The sequence below is a fragment of the Trueperella abortisuis genome (assembly GCF_030811095.1).
GTDB lineage: Bacteria > Actinomycetota > Actinomycetes > Actinomycetales > Actinomycetaceae > Trueperella > Trueperella abortisuis.
The window spans coordinates 324611-341791 of record NZ_JAUSQL010000001.1 but is presented as its reverse complement, the minus strand read 5'-3'; the positions used below and the strand labels follow the sequence as shown (position 1 = coordinate 341791).

General features: G+C 56.3%; 15 protein-coding genes and 1 tRNA gene. 8 read left to right on the top strand and 8 right to left on the bottom strand.

Translation table 11 applies throughout. The features are described from left to right. Positions 1 to 64 precede the first annotated feature (64 nt). The 4 genes from J2S45_RS01390 to J2S45_RS01375 are packed head-to-tail and all read left to right on the top strand — an operon-like array spanning position 65 to position 3558. On the top strand, positions 65 to 1126 hold the full coding sequence (locus J2S45_RS01390) for a 2-keto-3-deoxygluconate permease (RefSeq protein WP_307634301.1): 1062 nt from the start codon (positions 65 to 67) through the stop codon (positions 1124 to 1126). A gap of 10 nt (positions 1127 to 1136) precedes the next feature. Further along, positions 1137 to 2129 (top strand): zinc-dependent alcohol dehydrogenase, encoded by a 993-nt coding sequence (locus J2S45_RS01385; protein ID WP_307634300.1) that lies wholly within the window; start codon positions 1137 to 1139, stop codon positions 2127 to 2129. A gap of 15 nt (positions 2130 to 2144) precedes the next feature. Continuing rightward, on the top strand, positions 2145 to 2798 hold the full coding sequence (locus J2S45_RS01380; RefSeq protein WP_307634299.1) for a class II aldolase/adducin family protein: 654 nt from the start codon (positions 2145 to 2147) through the stop codon (positions 2796 to 2798). A gap of 16 nt (positions 2799 to 2814) precedes the next feature. Then, positions 2815 to 3558 carry a FadR/GntR family transcriptional regulator gene (locus J2S45_RS01375; RefSeq protein ID WP_307634298.1) on the top strand — a complete coding sequence of 248 codons (744 nt, stop codon included), beginning with the start codon at positions 2815 to 2817 and terminating at the stop codon, positions 3556 to 3558. A 101-nt stretch (positions 3559 to 3659) separates the two neighbouring features. On the opposite strand, the gene J2S45_RS01370 is transcribed toward J2S45_RS01375, so the two are convergent. The 4 genes from J2S45_RS01370 to J2S45_RS01355 form a co-directional block, all read right to left on the bottom strand. Next, complete coding sequence (locus J2S45_RS01370; protein ID WP_307634297.1) at positions 3660 to 4454, bottom strand: IS3 family transposase; 795 nt, start codon at positions 4452 to 4454, stop codon at positions 3660 to 3662. A 727-nt stretch (positions 4455 to 5181) separates the two neighbouring features. After that, positions 5182 to 5254, bottom strand: a tRNA-Thr gene (locus J2S45_RS01365). 207 nt (positions 5255 to 5461) lie between these two features. Further along, positions 5462 to 6289 (bottom strand): DsbA family protein, encoded by an 828-nt coding sequence (locus tag J2S45_RS01360; protein WP_307634296.1) that lies wholly within the window; start codon positions 6287 to 6289, stop codon positions 5462 to 5464. A gap of 65 nt (positions 6290 to 6354) precedes the next feature. Beyond that, a complete protein-coding gene (locus tag J2S45_RS01355; RefSeq protein WP_307634295.1) occupies positions 6355 to 8175 on the bottom strand; it encodes a serine/threonine protein kinase in 1821 nt (606 codons plus the stop codon). A gap of 191 nt (positions 8176 to 8366) precedes the next feature. Between J2S45_RS01355 and J2S45_RS01350 the strand changes: the two genes are divergently transcribed. Together J2S45_RS01350 and J2S45_RS01345 are read left to right on the top strand one after the other, a co-directional pair. Further along, positions 8367 to 9548, top strand: a complete 1182-nt coding sequence (locus J2S45_RS01350; protein ID WP_376707117.1) for an ABC transporter ATP-binding protein — start codon at positions 8367 to 8369, stop codon at positions 9546 to 9548. 113 nt (positions 9549 to 9661) lie between these two features. Continuing rightward, positions 9662 to 10933 (top strand): DUF4032 domain-containing protein, encoded by a 1272-nt coding sequence (locus J2S45_RS01345; protein ID WP_307634294.1) that lies wholly within the window; start codon positions 9662 to 9664, stop codon positions 10931 to 10933. Between the two features lie 127 nt (positions 10934 to 11060). On the opposite strand, the gene J2S45_RS01340 is transcribed toward J2S45_RS01345, so the two are convergent. The 4 genes from J2S45_RS01340 to J2S45_RS01325 are packed head-to-tail and all read right to left on the bottom strand — an operon-like array spanning position 11061 to position 14439. Beyond that, positions 11061 to 12164, bottom strand: coding sequence for a Gfo/Idh/MocA family protein (locus J2S45_RS01340; protein ID WP_307634293.1), 1104 nt, complete (start codon positions 12162 to 12164; stop codon positions 11061 to 11063). Between the two features lie 45 nt (positions 12165 to 12209). Next, the gene (locus J2S45_RS01335; RefSeq protein ID WP_307634292.1) at positions 12210 to 13001 is read right to left on the bottom strand and encodes a carbohydrate ABC transporter permease; all 792 of its coding nucleotides are present in this window, start codon (positions 12999 to 13001) and stop codon (positions 12210 to 12212) included. A gap of 44 nt (positions 13002 to 13045) precedes the next feature. Continuing rightward, on the bottom strand, positions 13046 to 13984 hold the full coding sequence (locus J2S45_RS01330; RefSeq protein ID WP_407702496.1) for a carbohydrate ABC transporter permease: 939 nt from the start codon (positions 13982 to 13984) through the stop codon (positions 13046 to 13048). An 11-nt stretch (positions 13985 to 13995) separates the two neighbouring features. Next, complete coding sequence (locus tag J2S45_RS01325; RefSeq protein ID WP_307634290.1) at positions 13996 to 14439, bottom strand: type 2 periplasmic-binding domain-containing protein; 444 nt, start codon at positions 14437 to 14439, stop codon at positions 13996 to 13998. Positions 14440 to 14689: 250 nt separating this feature from the next. Here J2S45_RS01325 and istA point away from each other — a divergent pair, with 250 nt between their 5' ends. Then, positions 14690 to 16324 (top strand): IS21 family transposase, encoded by a 1635-nt coding sequence (istA, locus tag J2S45_RS01320; RefSeq protein WP_307634289.1) that lies wholly within the window; start codon positions 14690 to 14692, stop codon positions 16322 to 16324. Next, the gene (locus J2S45_RS01315) at positions 16324 to 17091 is read left to right on the top strand and encodes an ATP-binding protein (protein ID WP_307634288.1); all 768 of its coding nucleotides are present in this window, start codon (positions 16324 to 16326) and stop codon (positions 17089 to 17091) included. The genes istA and J2S45_RS01315 overlap by 1 nt, the downstream gene beginning before the upstream one ends. Positions 17092 to 17181 lie beyond the last annotated feature (90 nt).

Sequence of the window (17181 nt, the reverse complement as noted above, 5' to 3'; positions counted from 1 at the left end):
CAATACACCGACGTATTGGTTTTGGTTCGTTTGGCTGGCACGAGCCACTCTTTAGGAGCACATCATGAGAATTTTTAAAGCTGTTCAGAAGATTCCGGGAGGTTTGATGATCGTCCCGCTTCTGCTTGGAGTCCTAACGAATACTTTCTTCCCGGAGATCTTGATGGTGGGAGGGTTCGCACAGGCTTTGTTTAAAGAAGGCGCAATGGCTTTGATCGGCGCCTTTCTGCTGTGTATGGGGGCTCAGCTTCCCGTTAGAGCTGCCGGCGCGGTTGCCACTAAGGGCTTCGCGATCCTGATAGGGAAGCTATTGGCAGCAATCACTGTTGGCCTCATCGCGGGCATGTTGATGCCAAGCGGCACAATTATGGGGCTAACTCCGTTGGCGATTGTCGCAGCGATGAGTAACTCAAATACGGGTCTCTATGCGGCCTTAACACAAGAATTCGGAAATGTCACAGATCGCGGCGCCGCAGCAGTTATTACAATTAATGACGGACCTTTCCTGACGCTGGTAGTGCTCGGAGCTGCGGGGATGGCGAGTTTTCCGCTCGTGTCTTTTCTGGCAGTTTTAGCTCCAGTGCTGATCGGCTTTATTCTGGGTAATTTGGATCATGAATTGCGCGATTTCCTAAGGGGAGGGGAACGTGTTCTTATCCCGTTCTTCGCTTTTCCACTTGGTGCTGGAATTAATTTAGGCAACATCGTTGAATCGGGGCTTTCGGGTATTCTGCTCGGCTTTTTCACTTTGTTTTTGTCTGGCGGTTGCGCCGTTGGCTTGCTTTGGATCTTCCAAGTTTTAAGCAAGCGGCCAAAACATCAACGAAACCTCATCTCAGCCGTCGCAGAGTCTTCAACTGCGGGCGCAGCGGTAGCAACACCGGCAGTCGCGGCTGCAGCAGACCCGGCATTGGCCCCGATTGTGGATGCTGCAACTGTGCAAGTTGCCGGATCTGTCATAGTGACAGCTCTGCTTACCCCGGTCGTCACCGCGCTTTGGTACAAGTGGCAAATGAAACGAGGCGTGGATCCAATGCACGAATATGACGATCCGGCATTAAACGGTTCACCAGAAGAATTGGCAGAACACGCCGAGAAAATGAAAGCTCTGAAATCTAACCACTAAGGAGAGAATAATGAAAGCTATCAGGTTCGATACGAAGCAGTGCGCGAGTGTAGTGGATATTCCAAAACCGGAACCGGCGTCGGGGAATGTAGTTATACGTGTTACCTCAGCTGGAGTTTGTGGGTCTGATATTTCAGCACTTACCGGCACCCATCTGTTTCGAGTGCCACCTTTGATTTCTGGACATGAAGGTGGTGGTGTGATTGAAGCAGTCGGTGCCGATATTGAGCACATAAGCGTCGCAGACAGAGTTGTGATAGATCCGCAACGCCCATGTGGTTCCTGCGATTACTGTGCAAGAGGGGACTATCACCTGTGCGCCACTAAAACAATGCTTGGGGTAGCGCAATGGGATGGCTGCTTTGCTGAATTCGTGGAGGTGCCTGCCTATTGTTGCATTCCGGCACCAGCTAACGTCGGCGACGAATATTTGGCATTAGCTGAACCGATTGCTGTGGCGGCGCATGCAGTACGTCAACTGGGCGCCAGAAGATTCAATCGAACTCTTGTGTTGGGAGGGGGAACCATCGGATCGTTGATAACCCGCGTCTTATCAGATAAGGGTGCCGACGTGACGGTAAGTGAACCGCGAGAATTTTTGGCAGAGAAATTAATTAGCCTTGGCGCGAATCGGGTAGTAATTCCGGAAGATCTGGCAGAATTCAAATACGATGCAATTTTCATTGCCGCTGGTGTGCCGGCCTTAATTGAAGTTGCCATGGCTCATCTTGCACCCGGCGGAGCAATTGTGCAGGTTGCGGTATTTAAAAACCCGGTGGAATTGCATGTAGGTGAATTGCAAGTCCGTGAACAAGCGTTATTGGGAACTGCAATGTACACAAAGGAAGATTTCAAGACCGCACTTGATTTACTATCGAGATACCCGAATATACCTGAAATTTTAGTTAGTAAAATAGTTGATCTTGAAACTGCCGCTAAGAAAATTACCGAAATGGGTAAACATGGGCCGGGGAATACGCTCAAGCTGCTGATGAAACCCTAGAAAGAAATGATAAAGATGTTAGAAAGTCTTGTTCGCGCAGCTCGTCAACTTTCAGATCTTGGCCTTTCTCCAGGAACAACTGGTAACTTATCGGCACGCGTTGATGACACAATGTGGGTTTCTGCCTCGGGAACATCGTTTTCTTCGATAGTACCTGCTGATTTCATACCATTTCGTGATGGTATCTGGGCAGAAGGGCGTCCCACTAAAGAGGCCATGTTGCACCTTGAAATGTATCGAAAGAATCCTGACGCGCAAGTCGTTATTCATCTACATTCTCCGGAAGCCGCCGCAGCATCCTGCTTACCTGCATGGCGGTCTGAATGTGCATTCCCGCCGCTTTCTCCTTATTTTGTGATGAAAGTTGGGAATATGCCGATGATTTCTTATCAGCCTCCTGGGTCTAGCGATTTGGCGCAAGAAATTCGTGAGTTAACGACAAATTGTGATTGCGTGCTGCTGCAGAATCATGGACAAATTGTTTCTGCCGCTAATGTTCAGTTAGCGGTGGAACGATGTATCGAAATTGAGAATTCTGCCAGGTTGCGATTGTTGCTGGAAGGAAAAGAATGTCGCTTTTTAACGCAAAATGAGGCCGAGTATCTTGCGCGGCAAAGCAAACGTCCTTGGCTTGAGAATGATTGGCGAATGAGTTCTGCTAACGGTTAGTGATATTATTGCTGGTATGCCAGTTACCAACATGCCTAAGAAGCTTAAACGGCAACCGACTCTTAGTGAACAGCTCGTAGAGTATCTGCAGAATCTTATCGTGAATGGCAGCATGATGCCCGGCGATCTGCTACCTTCTGAGCGAGAACTTTGTGAGACGTGTGGTGTTTCTAGGACGGTGGTGCGTGAAGCTACGCGCACTCTTGTGGGCAAAGGAATTCTAGAGTCTGTCCCGGGAAAAGGGTTTGTGGTAGCTCAAGTGAGTGTTAATGACATCTCAGACGCTCTTCGAATATTTATGCGGCGAGGAACCCGACTGAAATATGCAGATTTGCATGAGGTAAGAGTGGCATTAGAGTCGGCGGCTGCTGCGCGTTGTGCAGAAGTCGCCGGCGATGATGCTCATGGGTTAATCGAGTTATGTGATGAGCTGGCTGAGCTTGACCCAGAAGATATCGTTGAGGCCTCGAAGAATGACATTATTTTTCATCTTCGAATAGCAGAATTAACCAAAAATCAATTTTTTGTAATGCTGTTTCAGGTTTTGCAAGAAGCGCTAACAGAAACTCGAGTTGCTACCTTCAGCATGGCCCCAGAGAGGATCCAGACTGTAGCAAAAGCGCATCGGAAGGTAGCGGATATGATTATTTCGGGGAATGGCCCTGCCGCAGCAGAGGCAATGCGTGAGCATCTTGAAGAAGTTAAAGACACCTGGGACGCGCACCCCGAACACCGGATAAATGAAGATAAAACCCAATAATAGCCATTAAAAAATCATTTTCTGGCCAGTGGTGCAACTACATTATGTTGAGTGGGCTTGCTCGCTAGTTGTTGACGGTTGAAGTGCCCCGGGTTTTGTTCCTAGGCGTTTGCCTTGGTTTCCATTCTCTCGTGATTTGGGTTACCAGTCCAAAACTCTTCTTCTACTTCTGCCGGTGTACGGTAGTCGAGACTTTGGTGAAGCCTTGATTCGTTCCACCACGTGACCCACTCGAAGGTCGCGATTTCTACGTCGACCACATTGTTCCAAGTGCGGGTATGAATGAGTTCATTTTTGTAGGAACCGTTGACATTTTCGGCTAAGGCATTGTCGTAGGAATCACCGACCGTCCCAGTACAGGCCGTGAGTCCGTGCTCGGCTAGACGCTGGTTGTAGACAATGCTGAGGTATTGCGATCCGTGATCTGCATGGTGAACAAGGCCCGCTGTGTCTTTGGCACACACAATGGCTTGATTCAACGCCTGCAGCGGCAACGCCTCGGTACGCATCGAATCGGACAACGCCCACCCGACGATCCGACGAAAGTACACGTCAGTGACGAACGCTGCATACACGAAGCCGCCTCGCGTGCGGACGTAGGTAATGTCAGCGGACCCATAGACGGTTGGGTCCAAAGGCCTTAAATTCACGGTTAACGAGGACAGGTCGCCCATCCGGGCCCGTAGGCTTACGGGTGGTGATGGGTGCACCACCTTTCCCTTTCCGCACAGGCCTGCCAGACCCATCAACCGGGCAGTTTGTTCGCGACCAATATCAATACCTTCACCTCCAAGCGCGTGCCACATTTTCCGCACACCGTAGACGCCGTCATTGCCAGCGTGAACCTCGCGAAGACGTTCTACGAGGGCCGCATCGCGAAGGCGGCGAGCGCTCACGCCACGTGCTTTGTGTTGGCGCTACCCGCGCGAGGTGATAAATCCTCCCTCACGATCATTCCTTAACGTCTGGCAGATGAACTCGGGCTGTGAAACGATCCCGCTGTTTATCGATGAATCGGATCATTTCTTAACATTGGGGGTCGAGTTCGGAGGCGAAAAAAGCCGATGCGGTCTTCAACAATTCGTTTATCTCACGTAGCTGCTGAACTTCGCGGCGTAGCCTGACATTTTCAGCAGCCAGGTCTTCAGGCAGGCGTCCGAGAACTCGTCCTTCGCGGCGAGCTGCCTGCGTCCATTGGCGGGCTGTGTGCCACGAGACGCCCAGTTTAGGTGCCACAATCTTGCACGCTTCCTACGTGGATATACTCTCCGCCAGAATGCGGTCTTCTACGAGACGGACAACGCGCTCCTTCGCATCCTGGTCAAATTTCCTCGGCATGTTCCAGATTTTCCCATCTACTCAAACGGAACAAAACCTGGGACACTTCAGTCGGTGAGCGCGTCATGCTCTGGCTTAAGCGTCGCGGACAGTCGCAGACGGAGCTAGGGAAATATTTCGGGCTGAGTCGCTCCAGCGCCTCGAAGAAGATCGCCGGGATTGTCGGCTGGTCGACAACTGACCTCGTCCGGACAGCCGCTTTCTTGGACATCCCAGTGTCCGAGTTACTCTCCGACGATTTGGTTGAGCTCGAGCGGGAACAACACGCGACTGGCTCAGTATCTGAGCCCCCTGTCAGACTCGAACTGACGACCTTCGCTTTACAAGAGCGGCGCTCTACCAACTGAGCTAAGGAGGCATCTGGCGCAGGCCAGATGTTCCAAGTGTGCCAGATTCCCACAACGGTTGACAAAGTCAACCACCGGGGACCGGGGACGCGGACGGGGCCGCGGGGATGTCCTCCCCGCGGCCCCGAGCCAGCTCACACGCGGCCTACCTCCTTTGCCGCACGCACAGCTTCGGCACAGCCCTATCCACCCGGCTACGCCCAAGCATTCTTAGCGGCCTACTTAGCGCCGGCATCGACCGCCGCCTGGATCACGGAGTCGACGTCTCCCTCCTTCAGCCAGGAATCGTCCTCCGTGCCGTTAACCTCGAGGGTCGGCGTGGCGGTGTAGCCCTTGTCGCGGAAGGACGCGGTGGCAGCCTTTGCCACGTCCCTCCACGCCTCGGAATCGACAGAGGCGGGCAGGTCCTTCACCACGTCGTCGGGAACGCCCACGCTCTTGGCAATGTCAGCGAACTCGGCCAGCGTCGGTGCGCTACCACCACCCGTGACCGCTTCCGCGGTGCGCTTGAAGAGTGCGTCGTTGTACGCCCACGCCTGCTCGGGCGCGTACGTGGCAACATAGAACATGGCCGCGGCCCCGTTATCGGACACCGAGTTGTTGAGCGTGGCTACCGGATAAAGACGGACGGAGAGCTCGCCGGCGTTGGCGCGGCTGTGGTAGGTGTCGGCGTACTTCGACTCGAGGTTGATGCAACCGGAGCACGTGTAGTCGGAGTACACGGAGAAGACGCCGGCACCATCCACTACCTTGCCGGCCACGCCGGCCGCATTGACGTCAATCCCGTAGTCATCGGTAATGTTGGCGAGCGCGGCCGGGCGTGCGGTGCCCTCGTAGTCGCCCGTATTAGCCTTGGAGCCCTTGCCGACAATCTGCAAGACGGCGAAGGCAACAAGCGCGAGCACGAGGACAATTCCACCAATCATGAGCACCTTGTTACGCCGCGCCCTCTTGGCTTCTTGCTCCCGCAGGATGCGCGCCTTTTCACGCGCCGCCTCGCGTCGCTCCTTCTTCGAAACGCTCTGTGCGTTATTCTTTGTTGCCATTGTTCCTCTTTCGAACAGTTTCGCGGTCAACCATGGAGCAGCGAAAACTCACCACTCATTGAACTCTAAACTATCGGGGTGTGAGCCTCGCTGACAACTACGCCCGCGGCGAGCGCAACTAACAGCGTAATCGCAAACCAGAAGAATCGGTACCCGCCTGTCGGCGCAATGCCTTCCATGAGGTACCTCACCCCCTCGCGCCCGTTCGCGTTCGTCCCCACGAACCACGCGACGACGACGCCCGCGTACACCCCCACCGCCTGCACGCTCGCCTCCGGTAACGCCCCGAGCAGGGGAAGGAACGTCCACGTCAGCCAGCCGATTCCAACACCTACCCCCACCGAGACGGCACTGCGCCCCAGCGCTCCCATCAGCGTCAGCGGCGAGCGCAGCACCGCGCCCATCACGTCGTTTGGCTGCGGCCCACCGGCTCGCATCCGCCGCTCACGCAGGTCGATGTGCGCGCCGCCCAGCCACGACAGCAACACGACGAGCGCCGCCACCACCACCGCGGTCGTCACCGGCCACACCAGGGCAAACAGCCCGACGACGACCGAGGCGGCCCACACCTGAAGCCTCGCCTTTCGCGGCCGGGCAGCCCAGGCGGGGAGAGGGCCAGTGCGGTAGCCGCCGTAGCCGCCAAAGTCGGCGGGCGGCGTCGGCCCGGCGGGAACCGGCTCGCACGTCGACATCCGTTCGAATACTGACGTGCGCGCGAGAGAGGGGCCTTCGCCCATCGGTTCGCCACCCACGTACCGCGCTCCCGGCTGGATAGCGACCGGCAGCGGCACGGTCGCGTCGATCGGCTCCCGCCCCAGGGGCTCAGACGACGCCGGCCGCTCAGCTTCCGAGTAGGCCGCGCCGACATAGCCGGCAGCTCCGGCGAGCGGGACCGTGTGGGTTGCCCCCGCATCAACGATCGTCTCCGCCGCGTCATCCTCACCCGTGCCCTCGCTGCCCGGCCCGCCGTATTCCTCCGTGACGTCACCAGCCCCGAACACGCCGCCCGCCGCCGGCTCGTAGGACGGCGGCGCAACCGGTGGCGCAAAGGTCGGCGCCGTGACCGGAGGCTCGAAGGTCGGCGCGGCGGCGTCGTCGTACATCGCCCCGCCCACCACGGACATCAGGCGCGAAAACCCAATCCGTTCCTCTCGCCGCGGCGCCAACGCCGCCCGGAACGCCCGCTCCACCTCCGGCGACAGCCCCGGCAGGTCCGCATCCCCCACCAGCACCCGGTGCATCACCGCCGGCGAGTTGCCCACCCCGAAGGGCGCCTGGCCCGTCGCGGCGAAGGCAAGGACAGCTGCGAGAGCCCACCAATCGGCGTCGACGTCGGGTTCCGCCCCGCGCACCACCACCGGGTCGCAAAATCCGGGGGTGTGAGTGAGTGCGCCGGTCTGGGTCATGCGCAGGTCATCGCCAAGCTGGGCGATCCCGAAATCAATGAGCACCGGCCCATCCTCCCCCATCATCACGTTCGAAGGCTTGAGGTCACGATGCAGGACCCCCTGGGCGTGAATTGACTCAAGCGCCGCCGCAAGCTCCTGCCCCAGCTCCACAAGATCCGCCCCCTCGTAGCGGCCCGAGTCGCGAACATCCTGATCCAGGGTGGGCCCGTCGATCAGCTCCGTGACAAGGAAAATCTCATCCTCGTCCGTCTCGGCATCAAGAATCCGCGCCACATACTTCCCCCGCACGCGCTGCAGCATCGCCACCTCACGGCGCAGGCGCTCGCGCGACCGGGGGTCGGCCGCCAGCTCGGGGTGCAGGAGCTTGAGGGCGACGTCGCGCCCGTCGGCGTCAACCGCCTTGTACACGAACGACATCCCGCCCGCCCCGATCTTCTTCACGATGCGGTATCCGCCGATCATCGACCGCTGCCTCATGCCACCCCCTTTTCGCTCTCGTGCCCTCATCCCTGTCTTACAAGTACGTCACAAAAGCATCCTACAGCGAAGGAAATGTGGCAAGATAGGAGGGATGCTAACGCAGATGTTGGCATCGTGTCAGAGTTGACACTGACACCTTTCACGACGGATCGTCCGGCACGTACCTGCCGGTGAAGGGACCATGAATAATGGCGACTGTTACATTCAATAACGCTACGCGCATCTACCCCGGCGCAACCACCCCCGCAGTTGATTCACTCAACCTCGAGATCAAGGACGGCGAATTCCTCGTCCTCGTTGGCCCGTCCGGATGTGGCAAGTCCACCTCGCTGCGCATGCTCGCAGGCCTGGAAGACGTGAACTCTGGCCGAATCTTCATTGGCGACCGCGATGTCACCGACATCTCCCCCAAGGATCGCGACATCGCGATGGTGTTCCAGAACTACGCCCTCTACCCGCACATGACGGTTGCAGACAACATGGGCTTCGCCCTGAAGATCGCGGGCGAGGATAAGGACGTTATCCGCAAGCGCGTGGAGGAAGCAGCCAAGATCCTCGATCTGACCGAGTACCTCGACCGCAAGCCGAAGGCCCTCTCCGGCGGCCAGCGCCAGCGCGTTGCCATGGGCCGCGCGATCGTCCGTAAGCCGCAGGTCTTCCTCATGGACGAGCCGCTGTCGAACCTCGACGCGAAGCTCCGCGTTCAGACCCGCACCCAGATCGCGTCGCTGCAGCGCTCGCTCGGCGTCACCACCGTGTATGTCACCCACGACCAGACCGAGGCCCTCACCATGGGCGACCGCATCGCGGTCCTCAAGGACGGCATCCTCCAGCAGGTCGCCTCCCCGGCTGAGATGTTCTCCCGCCCGGCCAACGCCTTCGTCGCCGGCTTCATCGGCTCCCCGGCCATGAACCTCGGCACCTGGCGCATCGACGGGAACGACGCCGTCTTCGGCGACGCCCGCTTCACCCTCCCGGCCGACGTGCTCGCCGCCGCCCGCGCGGACGGCTCGCTCACCGTCGGCCTGCGCCCCGAGGCCCTCGAGATGGCCGGCGCTGGCGAGGGTGGCATCCCGGTGAAGGTCACCTTCGTCGAGTCCCTCGGGTCGGACGCCTACGTCTACGGCACGGTCGTCGGCGCGGAGCGCGAGAACTCCAACTTCGGCTCCGGCGACCAGTCCGAGACGATGGTCGTGCGCATCGAGCCGTACGACGTGCCCAAGGCCGGCGACGTCGTCTACCTCAAGCCCAAGGCTGAGCACACCCACTTCTTCTCCACCTCCACTGGCGAGCGGATCGACAGCTCCGTTCACAAGCCCGCGATGGGGAACGTGGACAACGACGCCGCTCCGGTCCGAATCGAGGACTAACACCCGCTAGATGAACGACGCCGGGGCTCAGGCCGCAACCCACGCCCCGGCGTCGTTTATTTCTGCGCTAAACTAAGCCACGCACGTAACGGCCAGAGGCAGGAGAAGAACAGGTGATCAAGTCGCTGCAGATCACGTCAGCGCAGGTGGAACCCGCGCTTTTGGACCTGCCGTGGAACGTGCCGCTCGAGGAATGGCCCACCTCCATCATCGCCGCCCTCCCCCGCGGCATCTCCCGCCACATCGTCCGCTTCGCCCACCTCGAAGGCAAGGTGGTGGCGGTCAAGGAAATCGGGGAGAGCGTCGCCCACCACGAATACGAGACCCTGCGCGACCTCAACCGCCTCGACGCGCCCTGCGTCGAGCCACTCGCCGTCATCACCGGCCGCTTCGATGACAACGGTGAACCCCTCAACGCCGCGCTCGTCACCCTCCACCTCCCCTTCTCCCTGCCCTACCGTTCCCTCTTCGGGCAGGCCTCCATGCGCTTCGACACCGTCCAGCGCCTTATCGACGCGCTCGCCGTGCTCATGGTCCGCCTGCACCTCCTCGGCTTCTACTGGGGCGACGTCTCACTATCCAACGCCCTCTTCCGGCGCGACGCCGGCGAGTTTTCGGCCTACCTGGTGGATGCCGAAACCGGCGAACTCGAAGACAACCTGTCCGAGAAGAAGCGCAACTACGACATCGACGTCGCCCGCGTCAACATCATCGGCGAGCTCATGGACCTGCAGGCAGGATCCATCCTCGACCCCGAATTCGACGCCATCGCGGTAGGCAACCGCTTCGAGGAGCGCTACCTCGAACTGTGGAACGAGCTCACCGGCGAGGAATCCTTCGACCGGTCCGAGCGCTGGCGCGTCGACGCCCGCATCCGCCGCCTGAACGACCTCGGCTTCGAGGTGGGCGAGCTCGCCATGTCCACCGACATCAACGGCACCTCCATCTCCATCCAGCCCAAAGTGGTGGACCTCGGCCACTACTCGCGCAAGCTCATGCGACTGACCGGCCTCGATGTGGAGGAAAAGCAGGCGCGCCGACTCGTCAACGACATGGAGTCCTACCGCACCTACACCGGCAAGTCCGGCTACCCGCTCGAGATCGTCGCACACGAATGGATGACTAACGTCTACGAGCCCACGATCCAGGCCGTTCCACCCGAGCTACGCGCCAAACTTCAGCCTGCCCAGCTCTTCCACGAGATCCTCGAGCATCGCTGGTTCATGTCCGAGCGCGAAAACCGCGACGTGCCCATGCCTGAGGCCGTCCACTCCTACGTGCGGGAGGTCTTGACGCACCGCCGCGACGAATCCCAATTCATCGGCCGCGACGCCGACGGGCCCGCCACCGAGGAATTCGAGGTCGGGACAATCTTCGGCGACTAACCTTCATGTTGTGGGGCACAAAAAGATGCTTGTTGTGTTTCACGTTGAAGAGGGGTACGTGTCGCACAACAAGCATCTTGGACCCCAGAATCCAATAGATCAGGGCCTCGCACTAGCAACCCGAAAACTAGCGCACGATTTCTGCAATAGAGACTTTCCTATTCTCCGCCTTTGAAAGAGTGCAAGCATCGGCCGTCGCGATAGCTTCCATCGCAGCAGTACCGTCCGAGAGCTTTGCGAACTCCTCCAGCACCGGTTCACCCTGCATCAGGCCGTGGAAGTACTTCATCTCTTCCTCTACAATTCCGGCAAGCCACAAAGGCGGCGTCTTGTCGGGGTTCCCGTACTGAATGGCGCCATCCATGGCCGAATTCGCATAAATGTCCGCACGCTGACGATCTTCCTCTTCGTTCCGGTGTAGCAAGTACCTCTTCTCAGAGCCACCGATCCGAACCGTCACGCCCACATCCTGCAGGTCGATCTTCACCGCGCCCTTCTCTCCTTGGATTAGAACGCTGTGCTCAGGCCAGCGGAATGCCGAGCCGTACTCGAGGGTTGCAAAGGCGCCTGATTCGAACTGAAGTTGGATGAGAAGCATGTCATCCTCATCCCCAAAACCTTCACCACGATGGGCGACATTCCCTCCAATCATCGTTGCGTACTGCGCCGGCCCAAGTATGGACTGCACACAGTCGAGTTCGTGGATGTGGTGGTAAAGATGCCCGCCAGATAACTCACGGATTTTCTTCCACGAAACAGAGGGTTGTATTTCCTCCCATCCAACACGTACAGCACGAATGAATAGGACCTTACCCAGCTCCCCCTCCTCAATAATCTTCTTGGCGAGCCGAACACCGTTCATGAAATTCATGACATGGCCAGCCATGAAGAACACATTGTTGTCGCGAGCCGCATCAACCATCGTCTTACAGTCCGCGTAGCTAAGCGCGATCGGCTTCTCAGAAAAAACGGCCTTCCCAGCACGCGCTGCCTCCACAACGGGTTCAACATGCTTTCCATTGGGAGATGCCACGATAACTGCGTCAATCCGTGGATCGTTGACGAGTTCCTCCATCGAGTCAAAGACCTCCGCCCCGAATTCGGCGGCCGGCCGTTTCGCGTTTTCAGGATCATAAATACCGACGATCTTCGCTCCGTCGAGCGCGTTAAGTGCTCGGCCTAGCGTTGCACCGAAGTAACCTGACCCTACGATTCCATAGTTCACTAGCATTGAATTACCTTTCATTATTGAGACTTGATCTTCGCGAAACGCAGGCTACTTAACAGAACCTTCAGTGAGACCTGCGGCGATGTACTTTTGAATAAACATGAAGATGATGACCGAGGGAACCACAACGCATGTAGATGCAGCCATCAGTGCGCCCCAATCCAAAACCTCGGTACCCGTCAGAGAGTAAAGGCCAACCGAAACTGGCATTTTCTCCGAGGATGACATAAAGAGGAGGGCGTAGAGGAACTCATTAAACGCATTGATGAAGGTATAGATCGTCGTCGCCACAATTCCCGGAATAACGATGGGCGTCGAAATCCGAGCAAAGATATGCAGCTTGCTCGCACCGTCAACCGCAGCAGCCTCCTCAATCTCTAACGGCACTGTCTGGTAGAACCCAACCAGCATCCACAGCGCGTACGGGATAGAGAAGGAAAGATACACCAAGACCAACCCAGCAAACGAATTCACCAGGTTCAGCTTGGCTAACACCATGGAGTAGGGAACCGCCAAGAGAATCGGGGGAAACATGTACGTTGTGATGAGAACGCGCGTGATTTTGCGTCCGACGTTGGGAAAGTAACGAACAATGCCGTACGCACCGAAGCAGGAAATGACCACAGCAAGCACTGTCGTCAGCGTCGAGACAATCAATGAGTTCTTAAGGTTGGTAAGGAATCCCATCTCGAACAACACCTTCGAGTAGTTTTCGAAAGTGAAGTGCTTCGGAAACAGCGCTGTAGGACTCGACGAGAGATCCACGCCAGACTTGAAACTCGAAAAGATGATCCAAACGAGCGGAAAGACGAAGATGACAGAAATGACGATCAAGAACACATACGCGCACAGTGTTATTAGCCTCCGCTTAGTCAAGCCATGCATTATAGACCGTCCTCCTTATCCCAGCGCCTAATGATCTTGAATAGCAGCGTTGCGAGAGCAAGCAAGAAGACCAGCAGCAGAATGGTCACGGCCGACGCCATTCCTAGCTGCTTAAGTCCCCATCCTGTTCTGTAAGCAAAAATGGGCAACGTAGTCGTTTGATCGCCAGGCCCACCGCCCGTCAGGAGGAACAAGAGATCAAAGTTATTGAAGACCCAGATTGTCCTCAGGACAACAAGCAGGCCGATCACAGACCTAATGTGATGAAGCGTAATATAGCCAAAACGTTGGAACGCATTAGCACCATCGACTGTCACAGCCTCAATCTGGTCATGCGGCACTGTCTTCAACGCGGACAAGATATTGACCATGAAGAGCGGCGTCCCAAACCAGATATTGATCATCAAAACAACCCAGAAGGCTGTCGACGGGTTCGACAACAGGGCAACTAGGCCATCCGTGATCCCCATGTCATGCAGGGCATTCGGAAGGAAGCCGTAGACGTCGTTGAGGATCCACTTCCAGCCAAAACCGATAATGACCGCGGGGAACGCCCAAGGGACGATCAGCAAGGTTCTAAATACGCTCGACATGTGGCGAATCCGGTCCAAGGCCATGGCAAGTGCGAAACCGAGGCCCAGCTGACCCACAATGGACAAGGCGGTCCATTTGATTGATGTTCCGAAAGCGCGCCAGAACAGTGGATCCTTTAGCAACGTCACGAAGTTATCGAAGAAGACGAACTCGTAGTTCGGCTTAAACAGGTGCTTGTTCGTGAATGAGTAAAAGATCGATGATCCCAGCGGGTAGAAGAGTAACAGCACAACGATGATTACTGAGGGAGCAACGAATGCTATACCCGTCCAGCTAATCGCCTTGAACCGTTCTCTTAGCCCTGCAGACGGAACAGATGAATCTGATACATCTGTCTTTCTCATCATTAAGATTCCTAATTCAAGGCTCCCGCAGCTTCAAACATGTTGTTGAGCGAGTCTTCAGCTTCCTTCGCTGCGCTCTCAATCGGCTTATCGTACAACACGATGTCTTGGAACATTTTCTCGATAACTCCCTGGCTGACGATGATTCCTGCCTGTACGCACGGGCCATCCTCCATTCCAATGGAGGTACCAAGCGGAATGACCTCATTCAGAGCATCGTATGTACTCCGGAAACGCTCGATATAGGGATCTTGGAGGAACTCCTCATTAGATGCGATGTCCTTCAGCGACGGCATCATTCCCACAGGAACGGACTTGAGGAATCGGATGTAGTCCTCATCCCGGTAGAGCGTCTTGAGAAACTCCTTTGCAACCTCTGGGTGCTTCGAGTTCTTCCAGACCACCATCGGAAGATTCGATGTCTCGCCACCATAAATCGGATCACTTGCCTTCATGCGCGGAAGCGGAACACCCTCAATCGCATCTAAGAGATCAGGCGTTGTTGACTCAACGCCGCCAATCTGGAATCCCGAATTAAAATCGAATGCTGTCTTTCCCTGGTGTTAGGAACGTGCTTTTTGAAGCAGGGTGGTGACGATCGTGAAGCGGTGTGGTGACGATCGTGAAGCACTTTCGGTGGGCTGATAACTATTTCTACTAGCACGTGACAATCCGGTTGCGTGCTTGTTAGAAAGGACGTCAGCCGTGACTGATTACCGGTTGATTATCAAGCTCCTGCTTCAGGGGCTCTCGTATCGGCAGATACAACAACGCTGTGGTGCTGCTCAGGCCACGATTGCCAAAGCGCGCAAAGCCATTGATTCCCATGGCATCACCAGTGAACTTTTAGAGTCGTTAGACGATTCGGCGATTACTGATCTCATTGGTGATGGTCGACTCGTAGTCGCTGATGACTTCGTTGGTATCGATTTCGATGTTGTGATCAAAGCTCGTACCGGCAGGAACAAGACTCCACTGCGAGTGCTGTGGTCGACCTATCTTGACCAACCAGCACCACGTGGTCTGAAGTTCTATAGCTATGAGCGCTTCCGCCAGCTGGTGGCTGCCCATGTTGCCACCCAAGGCGTGACCGCACTGATTGTGCACCAGCCGGGCCATACCATGCAGGTGGATTGGGCGGGGTCGACCATGGCAGTTGTTGATCCGATTACGGCTAAACGCAGCAAGATCCATATCTTTGTTGCTTCACTGCCGTATTCAGGAATGGTCTTTGCCCATGGCTTCATTGATGAAAAACAACCCTCGTGGCTGGAAGGGCACCGCTTGGCCTTCGAGTATTTCGGTGGCGTTACTGAGGTGGTTGTTCCTGATAATGCGTCTACGGCATCGAATCAGATTGCCAAAGGTGAACGCGCACGACGAGTCAACGCGAAGTATGAGGAATTTCTCGAGCACTACAACACTGCTGCTCTTCCAACTAATCCTGTTCGCCCACGTGAAAAAGGCAATGTGGAATCTGGAGTCAAGATTGTAACCAACTGGGTGATTCGCAAACTTGCCGATGTGGTCTTTGCCAGCCTTGACGACCTTAATGACGCGGTTGCCGGACAGGTTGAGGCGATTAATCATCGCCGCCCGTTTCGCAATCAGCAACGTAGCCGCCAGGATATCTTCGAAGAACTCGAATCTGACGAACTAGGTAATCTTCCTGCAACAGGGTGGGTAGATACCGTGTGGAAGAAGTCGAAAGTCACTCCTGACTGGCATATCACGATCAATACCGTGAAATACTCGGTGCCTTACCAGCTGGTGGGACGAAGTGTTGATGTGCGTATCCGTGGGCAGATCCTTGATGTCTTTGCCGATGGCCAAGCTCAGGCTCGTCACCAGGTCAGTGTCCAACGCGGTGCCTATGTCACCGATGTTGAACACGCTCCGCCGGGGATGGCCCAGGCTAGGAACCTATGGACACCGTCGTACTTTGTGACCCAAGCATCCCGGATTGGGCCGTATACCCGGCAAGCTGTTGAAGCGTTGTTGGCATCGAAAAAGATTACAGCCCAAGGCTTTCAACCAGCCCGCAACATCATCAAGCTAGGTAAAGCTACAGAGAATAAACTAATTCTCGAGCAAGCATGCCAGCGCCTTCTAGGAGATGAAGGCCACCGCCAACGAGCTATTAGCTACACCGCGGTCAAGAACATGATGGCAGTCATCCGCCATGAACAATCCACACGGCCAACCGCCCCGCCCACGCGGGAATCTGCACCAGCAACTCCATCACAGCCAGCACCGTCATCGCGTTCCCAATCACGCGGCATGCTCGGCGGGCGTGAGCAATTCTCACTGAGTGCTTTGATGAAAGAAGGAGACAACTAATGACTTTTTCTACCGCACCACGTCAGCATCTAGACGACACGTGGATGGAAACCTTCACCAAGCTACGCATGACTGCCTTTGGCCAGACCGTTATCAGTATGGCCAATGACAGTGCCTTTGATGAGTGGACGTTTTCAGACAAGATCATCTTCGCTGTAGAAAAAGAGGTTGCAGCTCGAGCAGAGCGACGATTTGCAAAACTGCTCAAGGCATCAATGACACCCCTGCCCGATGCTTGTGCTGCTGATATCCGTCACACACCAAAGCGCAACCTCACCCGTGAGTTAACTAGCCGGCTAGCGCATTGTCAATGGATAGAACACGCCAGCAACGTCGTTATCCTGGGCAAATCATCAGTCGGAAAGACCTATCTAGCCTGCGCTCTCTTACACGAAGCATGTAAGCGGGACTATTCAGCCAAGTTCTTCCGAACCGCAGACCTAGCCGACCAACTGGCCGTACTCGACCGCAGCGATCCCGCACGGTTGAAATTCATCAACCAGATAGTTGGCTGTGACCTGCTCGTCCTCGATGACTTTCTCACCACTCCAATTAGTGGTGAAACCGCCAACGAGCTGTTCAATCTTCTAGCAGCACGAGAAGGCAGAGGATCGACCATGGTCACTTCCCAATTCGCCCCAGAAGACTGGTACGAATCAATGCCTGATCGAGTCGTGGCTGAATCCCTACTCAACCGCCTTGTCGGCGGGGCAGAAATCGTCAACGTCGACGGACCGAACATGAGGCTGGCACCAACAGTGTCCTAGTCCTCAGCAATAACTAAGCGCGTGGGTGACAACCGCTTCACAATCGTCACCCACGCGCTTCACGATGCTCACCATCGCGCTTCACGATCG